Source organism: Nocardioides sp., from assembly GCF_036267815.1.
Taxonomy (GTDB): Bacteria; Actinomycetota; Actinomycetes; order Propionibacteriales; family Nocardioidaceae; genus Nocardioides.
The window spans coordinates 42,942-62,181 of the sequence record NZ_DATAVI010000054.1 but is presented as its reverse complement, the minus strand read 5'-3'; the positions used below and the strand labels follow the sequence as shown (position 1 = coordinate 62,181).

20 protein-coding genes are annotated in these 19,240 nt (G+C 72.1%); 7 read left to right on the top strand and 13 right to left on the bottom strand.

The annotated features are described in order from the left end of the window. Positions 1 to 780, bottom strand: a complete 780-nt coding sequence (locus VHW64_RS11365; RefSeq protein WP_329650667.1) for an isoprenyl transferase — start codon at positions 778 to 780, stop codon at positions 1 to 3. Continuing rightward, positions 777 to 1,505, bottom strand: a complete 729-nt coding sequence (recO, locus tag VHW64_RS11360; RefSeq protein WP_329650666.1) for a DNA repair protein RecO — start codon at positions 1,503 to 1,505, stop codon at positions 777 to 779. The genes VHW64_RS11365 and recO overlap by 4 nt, the downstream gene beginning before the upstream one ends. Before the next feature lie 89 nt (positions 1,506 to 1,594). Here recO and VHW64_RS11355 point away from each other — a divergent pair, with 89 nt between their 5' ends. Then, positions 1,595 to 2,143 (top strand): GNAT family N-acetyltransferase, encoded by a 549-nt coding sequence (locus tag VHW64_RS11355; protein ID WP_329650665.1) that lies wholly within the window; start codon positions 1,595 to 1,597, stop codon positions 2,141 to 2,143. On the opposite strand, the gene leuA is transcribed toward VHW64_RS11355, so the two are convergent. Further along, positions 2,127 to 3,878 carry a 2-isopropylmalate synthase gene (leuA, locus tag VHW64_RS11350; RefSeq protein WP_329650664.1) on the bottom strand — a complete coding sequence of 584 codons (1,752 nt, stop codon included), beginning with the start codon at positions 3,876 to 3,878 and terminating at the stop codon, positions 2,127 to 2,129. The two genes, VHW64_RS11355 and leuA, sit on opposite strands and share 17 nt — an antisense overlap. Positions 3,879 to 4,119: 241 nt before the next feature. Between leuA and VHW64_RS11345 the strand changes: the two genes are divergently transcribed. The 3 genes from VHW64_RS11345 to VHW64_RS11335 are packed head-to-tail and all read left to right on the top strand — an operon-like array spanning position 4,120 to position 7,087. After that, positions 4,120 to 5,304, top strand: coding sequence for a M48 family metallopeptidase (locus VHW64_RS11345; protein WP_329650663.1), 1,185 nt, complete (start codon positions 4,120 to 4,122; stop codon positions 5,302 to 5,304). A 59-nt stretch (positions 5,305 to 5,363) separates the two neighbouring features. Beyond that, positions 5,364 to 6,122: an SAM-dependent methyltransferase gene (locus VHW64_RS11340; RefSeq protein WP_329650662.1), complete on the top strand. Its 759-nt coding sequence runs from the start codon at positions 5,364 to 5,366 to the stop codon at positions 6,120 to 6,122. After that, positions 6,119 to 7,087, top strand: a complete 969-nt coding sequence (locus VHW64_RS11335) for a GNAT family N-acetyltransferase (protein ID WP_329650661.1) — start codon at positions 6,119 to 6,121, stop codon at positions 7,085 to 7,087. Before VHW64_RS11340 ends, VHW64_RS11335 begins: the two co-directional genes overlap by 4 nt. Positions 7,088 to 7,304: 217 nt before the next feature. On the opposite strand, the gene VHW64_RS11330 is transcribed toward VHW64_RS11335, so the two are convergent. Then, positions 7,305 to 7,871: a GNAT family N-acetyltransferase gene (locus tag VHW64_RS11330; RefSeq protein WP_329650660.1), complete on the bottom strand. Its 567-nt coding sequence runs from the start codon at positions 7,869 to 7,871 to the stop codon at positions 7,305 to 7,307. 94 nt (positions 7,872 to 7,965) lie between these two features. On the opposite strand from VHW64_RS11330, the gene VHW64_RS11325 reads away from it, so the two are divergent. Beyond that, the gene (locus VHW64_RS11325; RefSeq protein WP_329650659.1) at positions 7,966 to 8,808 is read left to right on the top strand and encodes a septum formation family protein; all 843 of its coding nucleotides are present in this window, start codon (positions 7,966 to 7,968) and stop codon (positions 8,806 to 8,808) included. 58 nt (positions 8,809 to 8,866) lie between these two features. On the opposite strand, the gene era is transcribed toward VHW64_RS11325, so the two are convergent. Both era and VHW64_RS11315 read right to left on the bottom strand, forming a co-directional pair. Then, complete coding sequence (era, locus tag VHW64_RS11320; RefSeq protein WP_329650658.1) at positions 8,867 to 9,814, bottom strand: GTPase Era; 948 nt, start codon at positions 9,812 to 9,814, stop codon at positions 8,867 to 8,869. After that, positions 9,807 to 10,568, bottom strand: a complete 762-nt coding sequence (locus VHW64_RS11315; RefSeq protein ID WP_329650657.1) for a siderophore-interacting protein — start codon at positions 10,566 to 10,568, stop codon at positions 9,807 to 9,809. The genes era and VHW64_RS11315 overlap by 8 nt, the downstream gene beginning before the upstream one ends. 46 nt (positions 10,569 to 10,614) lie before the next feature. On the opposite strand from VHW64_RS11315, the gene VHW64_RS11310 reads away from it, so the two are divergent. Continuing rightward, positions 10,615 to 11,691: a phosphatase PAP2 family protein gene (locus VHW64_RS11310; RefSeq protein WP_329650656.1), complete on the top strand. Its 1,077-nt coding sequence runs from the start codon at positions 10,615 to 10,617 to the stop codon at positions 11,689 to 11,691. On the opposite strand, the gene VHW64_RS11305 is transcribed toward VHW64_RS11310, so the two are convergent. From VHW64_RS11305 to VHW64_RS11290, 4 genes are read right to left on the bottom strand one after another with little or no spacing between them, the layout of a single operon-like run. Further along, positions 11,676 to 12,983: a class I SAM-dependent methyltransferase gene (locus tag VHW64_RS11305; protein ID WP_329650655.1), complete on the bottom strand. Its 1,308-nt coding sequence runs from the start codon at positions 12,981 to 12,983 to the stop codon at positions 11,676 to 11,678. The two genes, VHW64_RS11310 and VHW64_RS11305, sit on opposite strands and share 16 nt — an antisense overlap. Next, the gene (locus tag VHW64_RS11300) at positions 12,984 to 14,369 is read right to left on the bottom strand and encodes an FAD-binding oxidoreductase (protein WP_329650654.1); all 1,386 of its coding nucleotides are present in this window, start codon (positions 14,367 to 14,369) and stop codon (positions 12,984 to 12,986) included. Between the two features lie 49 nt (positions 14,370 to 14,418). Next, complete coding sequence (locus VHW64_RS11295; RefSeq protein ID WP_329650653.1) at positions 14,419 to 15,306, bottom strand: aldo/keto reductase; 888 nt, start codon at positions 15,304 to 15,306, stop codon at positions 14,419 to 14,421. Positions 15,307 to 15,341: 35 nt separating this feature from the next. After that, a complete protein-coding gene (locus VHW64_RS11290) occupies positions 15,342 to 15,689 on the bottom strand; it encodes a cytidine deaminase (RefSeq protein WP_329650652.1) in 348 nt (115 codons plus the stop codon). Between the two features lie 106 nt (positions 15,690 to 15,795). Here VHW64_RS11290 and VHW64_RS11285 point away from each other — a divergent pair, with 106 nt between their 5' ends. After that, positions 15,796 to 16,311, top strand: coding sequence for a glycine cleavage system protein R (locus VHW64_RS11285; RefSeq protein WP_329650651.1), 516 nt, complete (start codon positions 15,796 to 15,798; stop codon positions 16,309 to 16,311). A gap of 32 nt (positions 16,312 to 16,343) precedes the next feature. On the opposite strand, the gene VHW64_RS11280 is transcribed toward VHW64_RS11285, so the two are convergent. Genes VHW64_RS11280 through VHW64_RS11270 form a run of 3 tightly spaced genes read right to left on the bottom strand, consistent with a single transcriptional unit; the run spans position 16,344 to position 19,202 of the window. Further along, positions 16,344 to 17,645 (bottom strand): hemolysin family protein, encoded by a 1,302-nt coding sequence (locus VHW64_RS11280; protein WP_329650650.1) that lies wholly within the window; start codon positions 17,643 to 17,645, stop codon positions 16,344 to 16,346. 7 nt (positions 17,646 to 17,652) lie between these two features. Further along, positions 17,653 to 18,180, bottom strand: coding sequence for an rRNA maturation RNase YbeY (gene ybeY, locus VHW64_RS11275; protein ID WP_329650649.1), 528 nt, complete (start codon positions 18,178 to 18,180; stop codon positions 17,653 to 17,655). Beyond that, positions 18,180 to 19,202, bottom strand: coding sequence for a PhoH family protein (locus tag VHW64_RS11270; RefSeq protein WP_329650648.1), 1,023 nt, complete (start codon positions 19,200 to 19,202; stop codon positions 18,180 to 18,182). The genes ybeY and VHW64_RS11270 overlap by 1 nt, the downstream gene beginning before the upstream one ends. Between the last annotated feature and the right edge of the window lie 38 nt (positions 19,203 to 19,240).

Sequence of the window (19,240 nt, the reverse complement as noted above, 5' to 3'; positions counted from 1 at the left end):
CTAGGCCCGACCGAACCGCCGGTCGCGCCGGGCGTAGATCTCGATGGCCCTCCACAGAGCCAGCCGATCCACGTCGGGCCACAGGACGTCGGTGAAGACGAGCTCGGAGTACGCCGCCTGCCAGAGCATGAAGTTCGACAGCCGGTGCTCCCCCGACGTCCGCCACAGCATGTCGGCCTCACCGAGGCCCGGCACGTAGAGGTGCCGGGCGAAGGTCCGCTCGTCGATCTTGTCGGGGTCGAGCCGACCCGCGGCGACCTCGCGGCCGATCGCGCGCGCCGTGTCGGCGACCTCGGCGCGGCCCCCGTAGTTGACGCACATGTTCAGCGTGAGCACGTCGTTGTCGCGGGTGAGCTCCTCGGCGACCCGGAGCTCCTTGATCACCGACTTCCACAGCCGCGGCGACCGGCCCGACCACGTCACCCGCACACCGAGCTCGTGCATCTCGTCGCGACGCCGCCGGATCACGTCGCGGTTGAAGCCCATCAGGAAGCGGACCTCCTCCGGAGACCGCGTCCAGTTCTCGGTGGAGAAGGCGTACGCCGAGATCGCCCGGACGCCGATCTGGATCGCGCCCTCGACGACGTCGAAGAGCGCCGCCTCCCCCATCTCGTGACCCTTGGTCCGCGGCAGCCCGCGCGCCTTGGCCCAGCGGCCGTTCCCGTCCATGGTGATCGCGACGTGTCGAGGCACCAGGGCGGCCGGGATGGCGGGTGGCGTGGCGCCGGACGGGTGCGGGCTCGGCGGACGGACGTCGCGACGGCGGCGGGAGCGGGTCACCTCTCGACGTACTCCAGCGATCGCAGGCCCCGCTCGAGGTGCCAGTGGAGGTAGGCCGCGACCATCCCCGAGGCCTCACGCAGGTGCCGCCGGTCGGTCGCCTCGACCGCCGGCCAGTCACCGGCGAGCAGCGCGCCCATCACCTCCAGCGTCCCGGCCGACGGGGTCGCCGAACCGGGCACCCGGCAGTCGGCGCAGAGGGCGCCACCGGCCGACGGGGAGAACCATCGGTGCGGCCCCGGGTCGCCGCATCGCGCACAGTGGGTGAACGACGGGGCGTAGCCCGCGACGGCCAGCGAGCGCAGGAGGTAGGAGTCGAGCACCTGGGCCGGCGTGTGCTCGCCCGACGTCATCGCGCGCAGGCCGCCCACGAGCAGCAGGAACTGCTGGAGGGCCGGCTGCTTCTCCTCGGTGACCAGCCGGTCGGCGGTCTCGAGCATCACCGTGCCCGCGGTGTAGCGGTCGTAGTGGTCGCCCAGCCGTGCCGGGAAGGCGTCGAGGGTGTCGGCCTGCGTGACCACGTCGAGGTTGCGACCCTCGGCGAGCTGGAGGTCGACGTGGGTGAACGGCTCGAGCCGCGAGCCCCAGCGCGAGGTCGTCTTGCGGACGCCCTTGACCACCGCGCGCACCCGCCCGTGCTGCCGGGTCAGGAGTGTGACGATCCGGTCTGCCTCACCCAGCTTGTGGGTGCGCAGCACGATCGCCTCGTCGCGGTAGAGCGGCACCGGTCCATTCTGCCGCCCAGACGGCCGATCCACTCACCCGCCGCGCCACGAGCCTTGAGCCCGAGCCGCCGGGCTGCCAACCTCGGAGGATGGTCGCCGTACGACGCCTGGGCCCCGACGACTGGGAGGTCTTCCGGGAGATCCGGCTGGCCGCCCTGGCCGACGCCCCGGATGCCTTCGGCTCGACGCTGGAGCGCGAGCAGGCCTTCACCGCGGACGACTGGCGCCAGCGCCTCGGCGGACCCGTCTACGTCGTGGACGACGCCGGCCCCGACGGGGTCGGGGCGGACGGGGTCGGACCGGTCTCGGTCGGCGGAGTCTTCGACAACGCCGGCACGCCGCACGTGTGGGGCATGTGGACCCATGCCGCCCACCGGCACCGCGGCCACGCCCGCCGGATCCTCGACGCCCTGATCCCGGCCGGGACGCCGGCCCAGCTCGACGTGAACGTCGCCAACGGCGGCGCGCGGGCGGCGTACGAGCGCTACGGGTTCGTCGCGACCGGCGAGGTCGAACCGCTGCGCCCCGGCTCCGACCAGCTGATCGAGCTGATGGTCCTTCCGGTTGCCTCCGGTCCAGGAGGTGCCGACTCCACCGACGGCACGGGCTCGAACGACGGTGTCAGGCGACGCGGTTGACCGCGCTGATGACCGCTCGGAGCGACGCCGTGACGATGTTGGGGTCGAGCCCGACGCCCCACAACACCTCGGTCTCACCGTTCGCCGCGGTCACCGCGCACTCGACGTAGGCCGCCGCGATGGCGTCGCCGCCCGAGCTGAGGGCGTGCTCGGCGTAGTCGAGCACCCGCACGTCGAAGGAGGCGCCCGCGCGCTCGACGCCGTTGATGGCGTCCACGAAGGCCGCGATCGGACCGTTGCCCTCACCGGACAGCTCGTGCAGCTCGCCGTCGACGTAGACGTTGACGTCGAGCCGGTCCTTCTCGCCGGCTGCCGAGGAGGTGTGCACGGAGCTGAGCTCCAGGGGCGACTCGCGGGTGAGGTACTCGGCGCGGAATGCCTCCCAGATCGCCGCCGGGCTGATCTCGCCCCCCTCGGCATCGGTGAGCTCCTGGATCACCCGACTGAACTCGATCTGCGCCCGGCGCGGAAGGTCGAGCTTGTGCTCGGCCTTGAGCACGTAGGCGACCCCGCCCTTGCCGGACTGGCTGTTGACCCTGATCACCGCCTCGTAGGAACGGCCGACGTCCTTGGGGTCGATCGGGAGGTACGGCGCCTCCCAGGGCAGCTCACCGACCGGCCGGGCCGCGTCGGAGGCCTGCTGCTCGAGCGCCTCCAGGCCCTTCTTGATGGCGTCCTGGTGCGAGCCGGAGAACGCCGTGTAGACCAGGTCCCCGGCGTAGGGGTGACGCGGATGCACCGGCAGCTGCGTGCACCACTCCACCGTGCGCCGGATCTCGTCGATGTCGGAGAAGTCGATCTTCGGGTCGACGCCCTGGCTGAAGAGGTTCATCCCCAGCGTTACCAGGCAGACGTTGCCGGTCCGCTCACCGTGCCCGAAAAGGCAGCCCTCGACCCGGTCCGCGCCGGCCATCATCGCCAGCTCGGTCGCCGCGACCGCCGTCCCCCGGTCGTTGTGGGGGTGCAGCGAGATCGTCGTGAACTCGCGTCGGGTCAGCTGCCGCGAGAACCACTCGATCTGGTCGGCGTACACGTTCGGGGTCGCCATCTCGACGGTGGCCGGCAGGTTGAGGATGATCTCGCGGCCGTCGTCGGGCTGCCAGACGTCGCTGACCGCCTCGCACACCTCGACGCTGAAGGGCAGCTCGGTGCCGGTGAAGATCTCGGGGCTGTACTCGTAGCCGATGATCGTCTGGCCGAGCACGTTCTCGGAATGCTTCATCACGATCTCGGTGCCGCGGACGGCGATGTCCTTGATCTCGTCGGCACTGGCCCGGAACACGACCCGGCGGAAGAGCGGCGCCAGCGCGTTGTAGAGGTGGATGTTCGCGTGGTGCACCCCGACCAGGGAGTGCACGGTGCGCTCGATGAGGTCCTCGCGGGCCTGCGTCAGCACCGAGATGGTGACGTCCTCGGGCACCCGGTCCTGCTCGATGAGCTGGCGGACGAAGGCGAAGTCGGTCTCGCTGGCGCTGGGGAAGCCGACCTCGATCTCCTTGTAGCCCATCTGCACCAGGAGGTCGAACATCCGCAGCTTGCGCACGGGGCTCATCGGGTCGATCAGCGCCTGGTTTCCGTCGCGCAGGTCGGTGGAGAGCCAGCGGGGCGCCCGGGTGATCTGACGCGAGGGCCAGGTGCGGTCGGGCAGGTCGACCGGCTCGAACGCGCGGTAGCGCGCGAAGGGCATCGGGCTGGGCTTCTGGGTGTTGGCGAAGCCCTCGAACTGAAGAGTCATGATCCGGTCCTGCTCACTGGTGTGGGTGGCGGCCGGCGCACGCGATCACTCCGCAGCGAGGAGGTCCGGCTCTGTCAGACCCCGCTGCGGCAGCGAAGGAGGAGCGAGCTGCGCATCATGAGGTGAGCCAGGCTAGCAGAGCCGGGAGTCCGCGTTCGGTCGCGTCTGCCGCTCGGTCGCCTCGCGTGCCGGATCTCGACTTTCGCTGATATCGCCGTCCCCCGTCAGGCACACTTCCGCGGTGAGCACGACGAAGGGCGCCGCGCGGAGCCCCCGGGACAGGTTCGAGGAGTACCGGCTGCGGCTCGTCGACGGGTACGCCGAGCGGCTCGTCGGGACGATGTCCTCCGCGCAGGCGGGCAGCACACGAAGCCTGCGGTCGACGCGCGTCGTCGGGGCGCTCGTCGTCCTCCCTGTCCACCTGCTCACCCTGGCCAGCCTCGTCGGCGGCCTCTACCTCCTCGTCGCGCCGCACACCTGGCCGGAGCGCGTGGCAGGGCTCGTGCTCCTGCTCGTCTGCTACGGCACACGTCCCGAGCTCCCCAAGCGGCCGGCGTACGTCGCCCGGTTGGGACCCGACGACGCCCCGGCGACCTTCGCTCTGCTTCGCCAGGTCGGCGAGCTGGTGCGCGCACCGGTCCCGGACGAGGTCCTGGTCAGCAGGGCCTACAACGCCGCCGTCGGCCGGGCCGGCCTCCGGGGACGGTTCGTCGAGCTGGGCGCACCGCTGTGGGTCGCCGCCCCGCCGCAGGCGCGGGTGGCACTGATCGCCCACGAGCTCGGTCACCTGGCACACAGGGACCTGACCAACGGCCTCTGGGTGAGCACGGCACGGCACACGCTGCGCAAGTGGAACGACGTGTTCCGGACCCCGAGCGCGGCGACCCACGGGACCAGGCGAGGCTTCTGGGGCGGTGGCATCGCCGTGGTGCTGTCCACGCTGCTGTTCCCGCTGCTGCGCGGGCTGACCGGTGCGTACACCTCCCTCGTCGAGTGGGCCAACGCACCGTCGCACCGACGACAGGAGATGCTCGCCGACCTCGACGCCGCGCGCGTCGCCGGCACCGACGGCGCTCTGGAGCTGCTGGACACCATCTTGGCGAAGCTGAGCGTGGAGACGTCGATCTCCTCCGCCGCCGTCGACGGCCGCCGACCCGACATGTGGCACGTCGTCACCGAGCGCCTTGCCGCCCGAGGCCCGGAGGAACGCTCGCGCGCCCGGGCCACCGCGACCAGCGAGCGCACCCGCGTCGACGCCAGCCACCCGGCCACGACGCTCCGGATCCGCCTGGTGGACGGCAGACCCTGGGAGGCACCCGCAGTCGTGCCCGACGCCGCCGAGTGGGGAGCGATAGACCGCGAGCTGGCCCGACCCCTGGAGGCAGCGGCGAAGGCGATCGGCGAGCGCATCCGCTACCGGCGCTGAGCCCGCCGGCCGCGAAACACGCTCGCGCGAAGGCCGACGTTCGCCGAGACTGGGCCGCGATGCCGACCTTCAGCCCGCCTCACCTCGACCTGACCTTCATGTCACCGCTCTCGGAGGCGCGCGCCGAGCGACTCGTGGCCTTTCTCGCCGGAGGCGAGCCGGCGAGCGTGCTCGACATCGGCTGCGGCTGGGGCGAGCTGCTGCTCCGGGTCCTCGAGGCGGCTCCCGAGGCGCGGGGTCTGGGCGTCGACCTCGACGAGGAGTCGGTGGCCGCCGGTCGCGGGGAGGCCGATCGGCGTGGCCTTGCCGGCCGGGTCGAGCTCACCGCCCGCGACGCGCGCACCGAGACCGGCAGCCACGACGCGGTCATCTGCATCGGTGCGTCGCAGGTCTGGGGCCCCGACGTGAGCGAGCAGCAGCCGCTCGACTACGCCGCCGCCCTGACCGCGCTCCGGGGCCTGCTCCCGCACGGCGGGCGCCTCGTGTACGCCGAGGGCATCTGGTCCGCGCCTCCGACCCCGGCCGCGACGGCGCCGCTGGCCGGGCGCGACGACGAGCTGGTCAGCATCGCGACCCTGGTCTCGCTCGCCGAGCGGCACGGGTTCGCCGTGCTCGCGGTGCACGAGGCCGGCCGCGACGAGTGGGACGCCTTCGAGTCCGGCTACACCGCCTGCTACGCCCGCTGGCTGGCCGAGCACGACCCCGACCACCCCGACGCCGAGGAGGTGCGTGCGCTGGCCGGCCGCCAGCACGCGGCGTACCTCGGCGGCTACCGCGGGATCATGGGCCTGGCCTACCTGCACCTGGTGGCGGTGTGAGCGTCGCGATCGAGCGCGTCGACGTCGCCGAGCTCGACCTGGCGACCGCGGCCGAGCTGGCCGCCATCGACAACGCCGGTCTGGACGGCGTACCGCTGCGCCGGCACACCGCGCAGACGTTCCTCCTGGACTGTCGCGACCGCGACGGCGAAGGCCCCGACGCGGGCTTCTGGCTCGCCCGGGAGGCCGACCGCCTGGTCGGCTTCGCTGCGCTGACGCTCAACCTCTTCGAGAACCTCGACGGCGCCAAGCTCCTCGGCGCCGTGCTCCCCGACTCCCGCGGGCACGGCGTGGGTCGCGCCCTCGTGGCCGCGGCCGAGGCGGCCACCGACCGGCCCCGCCTGCGTGCCCCGACCTGGGTCGGCACGGCCGGCATGGTGGCACTCCCCCGGCTGGGCTACGCGGCCGGCTTCTCCCACGAGGTACGACGTGTGTCCGTGCGCGACCGGCAGCCGGCGTCGTTGGTGGCCGCGGCGGAGGAGGCGAGCAGCGACTACGACGTGGCGCGGCTCTGCGGACCGGCGCCGGACTCCCTGCTCGACGACCTGGTGCCGCTGCGCGAGGCGATCAACGACGCCCCGGACGAGGGCGAGTTCGAGGCGTACTCACCGGAGCGGATCCGCGCCTACGAGCAGAGCCTGGCCCGCCGCCACCAGACGCCGTACACCGTCGTGGCCCGGCACCGGGCGACGGGCGAGCCCGCCGGGATCACGATGCTGTGCGTCCACGAGCTGCGCCCCGCGATAGCGGCCCAGGAGGACACCTCGGTCCTGGCACCGCACCGCGGCCACCGGCTGGGCCTGCGGCTCAAGCTGGCGATGCTGGACTGGCTCCGTGCGGAGCGGGCGGACGTGACGTGGGCCGACACCTGGAACGCCCCCGGCAACGCACCGATGATCGCCATCAACGACGCGCTGGGCTGTCGGCTGGTCGCCGAGGCCGTCCGCTTCACCAAGACCCGCTGAGCGATAGTACGGATCACCAGACTGCCTAGGCCCGCCGGGAAGCCAGCCGATCGATCCGTACTATCGCTCGGCTGAGCGTCGGGGGCTCGTCGTCGAGGTGGGCGGTGGCGACCAGAAGACCAGCCAACCTGCGCAACCAGTGGGGTAGTCCCTGACAGAAACGTCGAGATCGAGGCCGTAGACGACTCTTCTGTCAGGGACTATCCCAGTTGTGTGGTCATGGGGGGCGGCGCATGGGCCACAGCTCCGGGCCGTCCGGCGGCCGCAGCGAGTCGCGGACCTCGAAGCCGAACCTGGTGTAGAGGGCGAGGTTCTCCTGCTTGCTGCTCTCGAGGTACGCCGGTCCGCCGACCAGCTCGAGCCGGTGCTGGAGAAGCGCGCTGCCGATCCCCTCGCCGCGATGCACCGCCCCGACACCGGCGAGGTACCAGAACTCCTCGTCCGGCCGGACGCCGTGCAGGAGGTTCTCCAGCTCCGCGCCGCGCCCCAGGTTACGTCGCAGCGCGATGGCGTAGCGCGGCAGCGATGCCAGCTGGCGCCAGGGGCCGGGGCGGTAGCCGGGCTCGTGCCAGATGGCCGCGCCGACGGGCTCGCCGTCGCGCAGCGCGAGGTCGACGACCTGTCGGTCGGCGTTGGCCATCCGAACGTGGGCACCGAAGAGCGGCTCGAGCCGGAGACCGGTCGGCACCAGCCAGCGCATCACCGGATCGTCGGCGAAGGCAGTCGCGAGCACGCGCACGACCTCGCGTCGATCGGCACGGGACGCCGGACGCACCTCGAGCACGCCGCGATGCTAGGCCACGGGTGCCGCGGGCCGCGCCGACCCGCTTGGGTAGGCTCGCCGGGGTCCGGTCCCGACCCGCTGGGGGTTCGTCACGATGTCGCACGCGCTGCGAGTCGTCGTCCCCGTCGTGGCTCTCGCAGCGCTCCTCTCCGCGTGCTCCGGGTCGGGCAGCTCCCCTCCCAGCGCCGGTGGCTCGCCCGGCCAGCACTCCTCGGCTCCCGGCCCGCCCGCGTCCTCGAGCGGGCAGGTCCCGGTCCAGCCGGCGACGGCGCCCCAGGTCGGCAGCTGCTACCGCCTGGGGTACGACGAGGCGCTGGCACCGACGCTTGCCAAGAGGCCGGCGCCCTGCACGCGCGTCCACACCGCCGTCGCCTTCTTCGTCGGGAGGTTCGACCGTCACCTCGCCGTCGACGGAGCGCAGGTGCGTCACCTCGAGTCGACCGCGTGCACGCACCGGTTCGCGACGTACGTCGGCGGCACCCTCGACCAGCGCCGGGTCAGCATGCTACGCACGGTCTGGTTCGCGCCGTCGGCCGAGCAGGCCGCCGTGGGCTCGCACTGGTTCGTGTGCACCGCCATCGCCCTGCGCGGAGACCAGAACCTCGCGCTCCTGCGCGGCCCGCTGCACGGTGTCCTGGCCGAGACGGCGGGGCGTGACCACTACGGCATGTGCGGGACGGCGGAGCCCGGGCAGGCCGGCTTCGAGCAGCGCGTCTGCGCGGCGCCCCACGCCTGGAGGGCCCTGCGGACCGTCGGCTTCGCCCCCGGCATCTACCCGGGAGTGGACAAGGTGCGCTCGGCCGGCGAGGAGATCTGCAAGAGCGCGGCCAACGACGTCGCCAGCGACCCGCTGCACTACACGTGGTCCTACCAGTGGCCCAGCCGCCAGCAGTGGCGGGCCGGCCAGACCTACGGCGTCTGCTGGACTCCCAGCTGACCGCCAGCTGACCCCCAGCTCACCCGTCGACGGATGCGGCGGGTGGCCGGGCCCGAGGTCAGAAGCCCAGCTTGCGGAGCTGCCGGGGGTCGCGCTGCCAGTCCTTGGCGACTTTGACGTGGAGGTCGAGGAAGACCGGGGTCCCGAGCAGTGCCTCGATCTGCTGGCGGGCCGCCGTGCCGACCTGGCGCAGGCGGGCGCCCCGGTGGCCGATCACGATCCCCTTCTGGGAGTCCCTCTCGACGTAGAGCTCGGCGCGGATGTCGAGCAGCGGCTTGTCGTCCGGCCGCCCCTCGCGCAGCGACATCTCCTCGACCACGACGGCGATGGAGTGCGGCAGCTCGTCGCGGACACCGTCCAGCGCCGCCTCCCGGACCAGCTCGCCGACGAGCACCTCCTCGGGGGCGTCGGTGAGGTCGCCCTCGGGGTAGAGCGGAGGGCCCTCGGGCATCAGCCCGACGAGCAGGTCGGCCAGCAGCCCGACCTGGTCGCCCGAGACCGCCGAGACAGGCACGATCTCGGCCCAGTCGGTGCCCGTCTCCGCGCCGAGCGCGGCGATGTCCTGGAGGTGCTCGCCGATCCGCTGCGGCGCCGCCAGGTCGGTCTTGGTGGCGACCGCGACCTTCGGCGTGCGCCGTACCTTGGCCAGCTCGGTGACGATGAACCGGTCACCGGGCCCGATCCGCTCGTCGGCGGGGAAGCACACCGCGACCACGTCCACCTCCGCCCAGGTCGTGCGCACCAGGTCGTTGAGACGCTCCCCCAGCAGCGTGCGCGGCCGGTGCAGCCCGGGGGTGTCGACCAGGATCAGCTGCGCATCCGGTCGGTGCACGATGCCGCGGACCACCGTGCGGGTGGTCTGCGGCTTGTCGGAGGTGATCACGATCTTGGTGCCGACCAGCGCGTTGGTCAGGGTCGACTTGCCGGCGTTGGGTCGCCCGACGAACGACGCGAACCCGCTGCGGTAGCCGTCGGGGACCTGGGCGAACGCGGAGTGGTCAGACACCGCGCGCCTCGTCGTACGCCGCCCAGATCTGCTCGTCGGTCCTGCCCTGCGACTTCCCGGCCCGCCAGATCGGGCCCGGGTCGACCGCGCGTGGCTGCCGTGACCCGACCGCGCGCCAGTAGCCCATGACGTCGTACGCCGCGTTGGCCAGGCCGCGCGCGCGCATCAGGTGCTTGCGGATCACCCGCATCTGCGCCGACTCGCCGGCCATCCAGAAGTAGCCCTCGCCCGTCGGCCAGTCGAGGCCCTCGACGACCTCACCCAGCCGCGAGCGACCCTCGGCGGGCGGCTCCAGCCAGGTGACGTCGGCACCGTCGGGCAGGTACCCGTCGAGGTCGTCGGGCACCTCGGCCCACACCCGAGTCGGCAGGTCGACGCTGGCGAGGATGCGAGCCATCGCCGGCATCGCGGTCAGATCGCCCACCAGGAGCAGCCAGGTCGCCAGCGGTGGTGGTGAGAACGATCCCTGAGGCGCGGTGACGACCGGCCGGTCGCCGACGCACTCGCCGCTGGCCCACTCGGTGACCAGGCCCCGGTCGTGGGTCACGACGTCGAGCACCAGCTGCTCCCCGTCGAGGGAGCGCACGGTGTAGTAGCGCGACTGGAACTGGCCCGGGACGACCAGGCCGACCCACTCGTCGGGGATCCCCGTGGACGCGAACCCCGGCACCGACAGCGTGAGCCGTACCAGGTGCGGCGAGACCTGCTCACGCCGCTCCACCACGGCGTCGTAGCGCACGGACCTGGTCGTCATCGCTCCTCAGGCTAGTGCCGCGCGCCCGCGGGGCTAGCATCGCCGGGTGCCCGCGATCCACGCCCCCGAGACCGAGCGCTCGGCGGTGCCGGACCCCGCGCCCGCCACGCCCGATCGGGTGCCCTGGCTGGGCTGGCGCTGGAGCCACGTGCGCTGGGCGGCCCTCGCGGCGTACGTCGGGTGGGCGTCGTGGTTCGTCGCCACCCAGGGCGTGCCGACCGACCGGCTCGGCATCTACGCCGCGATCCTGGTGCTGCTGACGATCGTCGTGCTCGGCCGCGGGTGGCGTGCCTGGGCGCAGATGATGCTGGACTGGCTGCCCTTCGAGGCGGTGCTCGTCGCCTACGACTACAGCCGTGGCTACGCATCGCCGTACTCCGCGGAGCAGGTCAGGACCGGCGACTACCCGATCGCCGGCGTGCACAACTCCCTCGGCATCCCGCTGCACGTCACCTTCCCGATCCGGGTGGACCAGTGGCTCGGCGACCGCCTCGGGATGGGCACGATGCCGACCACCTGGGTGCAGGAGCACCTCCACCCGGGCACCGCGGTGCCGTGGTACGGCGTGCTGGTCAGCCTCGTCTACTGCTCCCACTTCCTGGTGATGCCGATCGTGGCGATCGTGCTGTGGATCCGCGACCGACGCCGCTTCCGCGTCTGGATGTCGATGGTGGTCGCGCTCGCGGTGGCCGGCGTCGCGACGTACTTCCTGTACCCGATGGCGCCGCCCTGGCTGGCCGACGACGGGCGGGTCTTCCCGGGTGGCTTCGTCGGGCGCTACACCGTCGAGGGCTTCGACTCGGTCGGGCTCCACATGGTCGGCGGCCTGGTCAGCCAGGGTCAGTACCTCGTGAACCCGGTGGCGGCCATGCCGTCGCTGCACACGGCGTACGCGACGCTGGCGGCGGGGTTCTTCTGGTTCGGGGCGCGGTGGTGGGGCAAGGCCCTGCTCGCCTGCTACCCGGTCGTGATGGGCTTCTCGCTGCTCTACGGCGGCGAGCACTACCTCGTCGACGAGCTGGCCGGCGTGGGCTATGCCCTCGTCGTCCTCGCGACCTGGCGCCACCTGCGGGCCCGCCGTCTCGCGGCCGGGCTCCGGGTCACGGCTCAGGCCTCGGGGTAGCTCGCCTCCTCGGTGAAGCGCGGACGGATGGGGTACCCCGCCTCGCCGTCGTCGCTGGTCTTGGTCGCCAGCACGTGGTGCAGCTGGATCTCGTTGCGCTCGAAGGCGAGCCTCGAGCCGGCCATGTAGAGGCCCCAGACCCGCGCCGTGCCCTCGCCGACCTCCGCGACGCAGGCGTCCCAGCTCTGCTCGAGGTTCTTGTTCCACTGCGCCAGCGTCTTGGCGTAGTGGACGCGGAAGTTCTCCTCGTGCTGGACCTCGAGGCCGACGTTCTGGACCTCGGTGACGATGCGCCCCGAGCCGGTCAGCTCGCCGTCGGGGAAGACGTAGCGGTCGATGAAGGCGCCCGTCTCCTGGTGCTTGTTGTGGGCTCGGGTGATGCAGTGGTTGAGCAGGCGGCCCTGCGGGCGCAGCCGGTCGCGCAGGAACCCGAAGTACGCCGGGTAGTTCTTCACGCCGATGTGCTCGGTCAGACCGATCGAGCTGACGGCGTCGAACCCGTCCTCGCCCACCGCGCGGTAGTCGCTGTGCCGCACCTCCGCGAGGTGGTCGAGGCCCTGCTCCTTGATCCTCTCCTGCGCCCAGGTCGCCTGCTCCCGCGAGAGCGTGACGCCGAGCACCTCGACGCCGTAGTGCTCGGCGGCGTGGCGGACCATGCCGCCCCATCCGCAGCCGACGTCCAGCAGCCGCATGCCCGGCTTCAGGTCGAGCTTGCGGGCGATCAGGTCGTACTTGTAGAACTGCGCCTGCTCCAGGGTCGCGTCGTCGGTCGGGTACACCGCGCATGTGTAGGTCATGGAGGGACCCAGGACGTGCTGGTAGAACGCGTTCGACACGTCGTAGTGGTGGTGGATCGCCTCGGAGTCGCGCTTGCGCGAGTGGCGCACGCCCTCGACCACCCGGCGCCAGCGCGGCAGCGTCTCCTGCGGCGGGGGCGGCGGCGGCTTGAGGTGGGAGATCCCGAGGGCGGTCACGATGCGCACCAGCTCGGCCGGCGACGGCATCTTCATCCGCAGCCCGACCTGGAGCACCTTGAGCGCCTCGTAAGGGTCGCCCGGGTGGAGACCGGTCACGTCGATGTCGCCCGAGACGTAGGCCCGGCCCAGGCCGAGGTCGCCCGGGGCCGTCATGAGGTACGCCAGACCGCGCTCGTTCTTCAGGGTCATGCCGTACGGCGCGTCCTCGGGCCCGCTCGCGCTGCCGTCGTAGGCCGTGAAGCGCAGCGGCAGGGAGCCGTCCAGCACCTGCTGGAAGGCATCGGCGATCGTCAGGCTCGGCCTGTGGTTGGCCATCTATCTTCTCCTCACGGCTTTGTCGTACAGGCTGGTCAGCCGGTGGTCGGGGTCGTAGCGGTCCTTGACCCGGGCGAGGTTGGCGCCGTCGTAGAGCCCGTCGAAGGTCTCTCGGTCGTAGAACGCCTCGGAGTAGAGGGACTTGTGCCCGTCGAGCTCGTGGACCTTGGACTCGATCGCGCGGTTGCGTGGCGCCTCGGGCGCCTCGGGACCCACTCCGACGTTGCCCCAGAACCCGACGTTGACGTACGCCTCGCCCGGCCGCAGCGGGTAGGTCGGCCACTTCCGGCCGGCCACCAGGGGGCACAGCCAGACCGGTCGCATCCCGACCTCGGCGTCGAACCACTCGAGGAAGTCGCCGAGACGGTCGACCGGGATCTCGACGTCCTGGACGACGCGCTCGCCCTCGGGGTTGCCCTTGCGGCGGTCGAGCCAGGCGCCGACGTGCAGGCGCTGGTCGAGCCGGACCATCCGGTAGTAGACGTCGCTGCGCTTGTAGCGGCGGGGCCAGACCCGGCGCACCAGCGGGTGCTGGGCGCCGAAGGCGCGGGAGCACCAGAACCAGTCGGTGTCCCATCGCCAGAGGTAGTCGTGCATCGTCAGCAGGTCGTGTCCGGACCCCGACGCCGCGAGCTCGGGAATCGAGCGGTAGAAGATCTGCCGCCCGGTGTAGTCCGACGGCGTGGTGTCGGCGCGCTCGGTCCACTCCGCCAGGGTCAGGTAGTACTCCCCCGGTTGGAACGCTGTCCCGTCGAGGCCGTCGACCCGGACCCCGTCGTACTGCCGGGTCCCCATGATCTCGGAGATGGTCTTGGAGAGCAGGCCGGCGTCGTCGAAGCGCACGTGCCGCAGGCTGACGTACGACGGCACCGGCTCGAGCCTGATCCGCAGCCGGGTGGCGTAGCCGAGCGACCCGTAGGAGTTGGGGAACGTCTCGAACAGGTCGCCGTGCTCGCCCTGCTCGCCGGACCGGGTCGTGACGACCTCGCCGGCACCGGTGAAGATGTCCATCTCCAGCACCGACTCGTGGGGAAGACCGCTGCGGAAGCTCGTCGACTCGATGCCGAGGCCGCTGACGGCACCACCGAGGGTGATCGTGCGCAGCTGCGGGACGACGTAGGGGATGAACCCGAGCGGGAGCGTCTCGTCGACGAGGTGCTCGTAGGTGCACATGCCCTGCACGTCTGCGGTCCGGGCCTCGGTGTCGACCGAGATCACGCCACCGAGACCGGAGACGTCGAGACCGGGGGCATCGCTGGCTGCGCGGGGCCGGAAGAGGTTCGAGGTCTTCTTGGCCAGACGCACGGTCTGCCCGGCGGGGATCTCGGCGTACGACGCGCGCAGACGCGCGACCGCGGCCTCGTGCGCGGCCTCTCCGATGAGCACGGACGGCAATTTACCCCGCCGCGCCGCCCCAGCGGAGAACAGGTCCGGTTCATCCGGCGGCGGACAGCCTCGCGAGGTCGTCGGCGGTGAGTCGCAGCGCCGCCGCCGCGACGTTCTGCTGGAGATGGGCGAGGTCGCCGGTCCCGGGAATGGCCAGGACGTGCGGCCCCAGGGCCAGGGTCCACGCGAGCCTGATCTGCGCCGCGGTGACGCCGTGGGCGGCCGCGACGGACCCGACCACGTCGTGGGACTCCTCGGCGCGGGCCTCCCGTGCCTGGGCGGCGATGCTGAAGAAGGGCACGAACGCCGTACCGGCCGCGCGGCACTCGGCCAGGACATCGGTGGTGTCGGAGCGCTGGTAGCCGAGCGAGTGCCGGTTCTGGACGCAGACGATCTCGGTCACCTGCCTGGCTGCGGCGAGGGCGTCCGGCCCGACGTTCGAGACCCCGACGTGCCCGATCAGGCCCTCGTCGCGCAGGGCTGCCAGGGCCGCCACGGCGGCCGGCACGTCGTCGCGCCCGTTGCTGCGGTAGCTGACGACGTGGAGACGGTCCAGGCCCAGGCTCGCGAGGTTGCGCTCGACGGGTGCGCGCAGCTGGTCCGGACGAGCCCAGTCGTGCCACGCGCCGGTGGCCAGGTCACGACCGGGGCCGACCTTGGTGACGATGGTGAGCCCCTCGTCGTACGGCGCGAGGGCGGCCCGGATGACGTCGTTGGCGCGGCAGGTGGGCGAGAAGTAGAACTCGGCGGTGTCGATGTGGTTCACGCCGAGCTCGACGGCGCGACGGACGACCTCGGCGGACCGGTCGGGATCGCGGTCCTCGCCGCGACCCATGCCCCCGGCCCCGGACAGCCGCATCGCCCCGAAGCCGAGCCTGTTGACGATGCGCCCGCCCAGGGTCCAGGTGCCGGCCGCCGCGGCCGGTGAGTCGCTCATGCCGAGCCTTCCGAGAGGTGGGAGTCGGGCGGCCGTCAGTCGGCGAGCCGACCGCGGGCGTCGCCCAGGTGCAGGACGACGTCGGGGCCGGCGAACTCGGCGAGGGCGCGCAGATCCGGCCCACGGTCGCCGCCGAGCCGGACCGCCGCCTCCAGCCCGCGCGACCCCGAGGAGATGGCCATCGCGACGCAGACCTCCAGGGCGGAGAGCTGGAGGCTGGGCAGCGAGACCGCGGCAGCGGCGTACGTGCGTCCGTCGAGGTCGCGCACCGCGGCACCCTCCGGCGCCCCGGTCCGCGCCATCGTCGCCCTGGCCAGAGTGATCAGCTTGCGATCCTCCCCCGACAGCCCCGGGTCGTCCGTCGCCTCTGCCACCTCCGCCATGCCGCCACGCTAGCCGCCTCACCCTCGCTGACCTCCCGGACAGTCCGTGCACAGTGGCCGGCGAGACGAGGCCGCGTGAGAGCCCAGCGAGGTCGTAGCCTGTGCCATGGCCACGTTCACCCTCACCTGCGTCGGCGACGACCGTCCCGGGCTGGTCTCGGCCCTGTCCGCGCCGATCAGCGCGCACGGCGCCAGCTGGGAGCGCAGCCAGATGGCCCGGCTGGCCGGCAAGTTCGCCGGCGTCCTGCTCCTCGATGTCGAGGACGACCGCGCCGAGGCGCTGGTCGCCGACCTGACGGCCCTGAAGGACAGTGGCCTCCTCGTCGTCCTGGAGCGCACCGACGTGCCGGTCGAGGTCCCGTCGAAGCGGCTGACCCTCGAGCTCCTCGGCGCCGACCATCCCGGCATCGTGGCCGAGATCTCCGCTGCCCTGGCCGCCGAGGGGATCGGGATCGAGGAGCTCAGCACCGACCTGCGGGCCGCCCCGATGGCCGGCGGCCTGCTCTTCGAGGCGCACGCCGTGCTGGTCGCGCCGCCGGAGGCGAGCACCGACGAGCTGCGCGGGACCCTCGAGGCCCTGGCCCACGCGCTGATGGTCGACATCACGCTGTCGGCCGACTGAGGACCGCCTCCCCCGGCTGCTCCCGGAGATGGTCAGTCCCGAGAGGCCACCGAGTCGGCGTCGGGAACCCGGCTCACGACGACGCTCTCGATCTTGTTGCGCCGGCCGGTCGCCGCCTCGGCGACGAAGCGCAGGCCCTCAGCCTCGACGTGCGAGCCCGGGATCGGCACCCGCCCGAGGTGCTTGGCCATCAGCCCGAGCACGCTGTCGACGTCCTCGTCCTCGACGTCGACACCGACCAGCTCGTCGAGGTCGTCGATCGGGAAGCGCGAGGAGACCCGGACCGAGCCGTCGGCCAGCGACTCGGTCTCGACCTGGTCGGCGTCGTACTCGTCGGTGATCTCGCCGACGATCTCCTCCAGCAGGTCCTCGATGGTGACGAGCCCGGCCGTGCCGCCGTACTCGTCGACGACGACCGCGATGTGCTGGCGTGAGGCCTGCATCTCCGAGAGCAGCGCGTCGACCGGCTTGGACTCCGGGACGTAGAGCGCCGGCCGCATCACGGCGTCGACGTGCTGGGTCAGCTCGACGCCGGGATCCTCGAAGTCGCGGCGGACGACGTCCTTGAGGTAGGCGAACCCCACCACGTCGTCGAGGTTGTCGTCGACCACCGGGACGCGCGAGAAGCCCGAGCGCAGGAACAGCGACAGGGCCTGCCGGAGGTTCTTGTGGCGCTCGATGTAGACGACGTCGCCACGGGGCACCATCACCTCGCGCGCGATCGTGTCGCCGAACTCGAAGACCGAGTGGATCATCGCCCGCTCACCCGACTCGATCACCGAGGACGCCTCGGCGTAGTCGACCAGCTCGCGCAGCTCGGTCTCGGTCGAGAACGGGCCGCTGCGGAAGCCGCGGCCCGGCGTGATCGCGTTGCCGACGACGATCAGCAGCTGCGGGACCGGACCCAGGACGCGGGTGGCCACCGTCAGGAGCAGCGCGGCCACCGGCGCCACCCGGTCGGCGTGCTGACGGCCGACGGTGCGCGGCGCGACCCCCACGACGACGAACGAGACGACCAGCATCACCCCGACCGTGGTCAGCACCGTGGGCCAGCGCGACCCGGAGTACCACCGCAGCACGACCAGGGTGAGCAGGACGGCCGCGCCGGTCTCGCACAGCAGGCGCAGGAGGATCGCGGTGTTGAGGTAGCGCGCGCGGTCGTCGAGCAGGGTCACGAGCCGCCGGGCACCGGCCCGGCCCTCGTCCGCGAGCTCCTCGGCACGAGCCCGGGAGTACGACGTGAGCGCGGCGTCGGCGGCCGAGAAGACGCCGGCGAGGACGACGAGGGCACCCGCGGTCACGAGTCCGGCCGGTCCCCCGGTCGGGTCGCTCACGGCCGGGTCACGCTCCTCGATCCGTGGCGGGATCCGTGGCGGGATCCGTGGCGGGATCCGCGACGCCCGACGGCGCCGCCTCCGGGCCGGCAGCCCGCCACCCGGCGAGGAGCTCGTCTTGGAGACCGAACATCTCCCGGTGCTCCTCGGGCTCGGCGTGGTCGTAGCCCAGCAGGTGCAGGATCCCGTGCACCGTCAGCAGCTCGAGCTCCGCGCCGGTGCCGTGACCCGCCGCCGCGCCCTGCCGCTCGGCGACCACTGGGCACAGCACCAGGTCCCCGAGGACGCCCTCCTCCGGCTCCTCGGTGACCAGGCCCGGGCGCAGCTCGTCCATCGGGAAGGCGAGCACGTCGGTCGGTCCCTCCTTCTCCATCCACTGCTGGTTGAGCGCGGCCATCGTGTCCTCGTCGACGGCCTTGAGGCACAGCTCGGCCAGCGGATGGACACGCATCCGGACCAGCACGAACCTGCTGAGCGCGGCGAGCCCGGTCAGGTCGAGGTCGAGCCCCGACTCGTTGAGGACCTCGATGCTCATCAGTCGGAGCGGCCGGTGACGCGGGGCTGGCGCGCGTCGTAGTCCTCGTAGGCCGCGACGATCTCCCCGACCAGCTTGTGCCGGACGACGTCGTGGGCCGTCAGCCGCTGGAACGAGACGTCCTCGAGCTCGCCGAGGATGCCCTCGATGATGCGCAGACCCGACCTGACCCCACTCGGCAGGTCGACCTGGGTCACGTCGCCGGTGACCACGATCTTCGACCCGAAGCCGAGCCGGGTCAGGAACATCTTCATCTGCTCCGCGGAGGTGTTCTGCGCCTCGTCGAGGATGATGAAGGAGTCGTTCAGCGACCGCCCGCGCATGAAGGCCAGCGGCGCGACCTCGATCGTGCCCGCCGCCAGCAGCTTGGGGATCGAGTCGGGGTCGACCATGTCGTGGAGAGCGTCGTAGAGCGGTCGCAGGTAGGGGTCGATCTTCTCGCTCAGGGTGCCGGGCAGGAAGCCGAGCCGCTCGCCCGCCTCGACCGCCGGACGGGTCAGGATGATCCGGTTGACCTGCTTGGCCTGGAGCGCCTGCACGGCCTTCGCCATCGCGAGGTAGGTCTTGCCCGTGCCGGCGGGACCGATCCCGAAGGTGATGGTGTGCCGGTCGATCGAGTCGACGTAGCGCTTCTGGTTCAGCGTCTTGGGTCGGATCGAGCGCCCACGGTTGCTGAGGATGTTGAGCGACAGCACGTCGGCCGGACGCTCGGTGGTCTCGGCGCGCAGCATCGACAGGACCCGCTCGACGGTCTCGCCGGTGACGCCCTGCCCCGCCCGGATCAGGGTGACCAGCTCGTCGAGGAGCCGCTCCGCCAGGGCGACCTCTCCCGGGTCGCCCTGCAAGGTGATCCGGTTGCCGCGGACGTGGACCCGCAGGTCGAAGGACCGCTCGATCAGCGCGAGGTGGTCGTCTCCGGGCCCGAGCAGGCGGACCATGTCGATGCTGCCGGGCACCACGACGGTGTGTCGGGCACCCGGGGCCTGGTCGGTGGGCTGGTCTGGCTGTCGGCTCTCTGTCATGTCGGTTCCATGCTACGGGCGGGCACCCCCGTCGACCC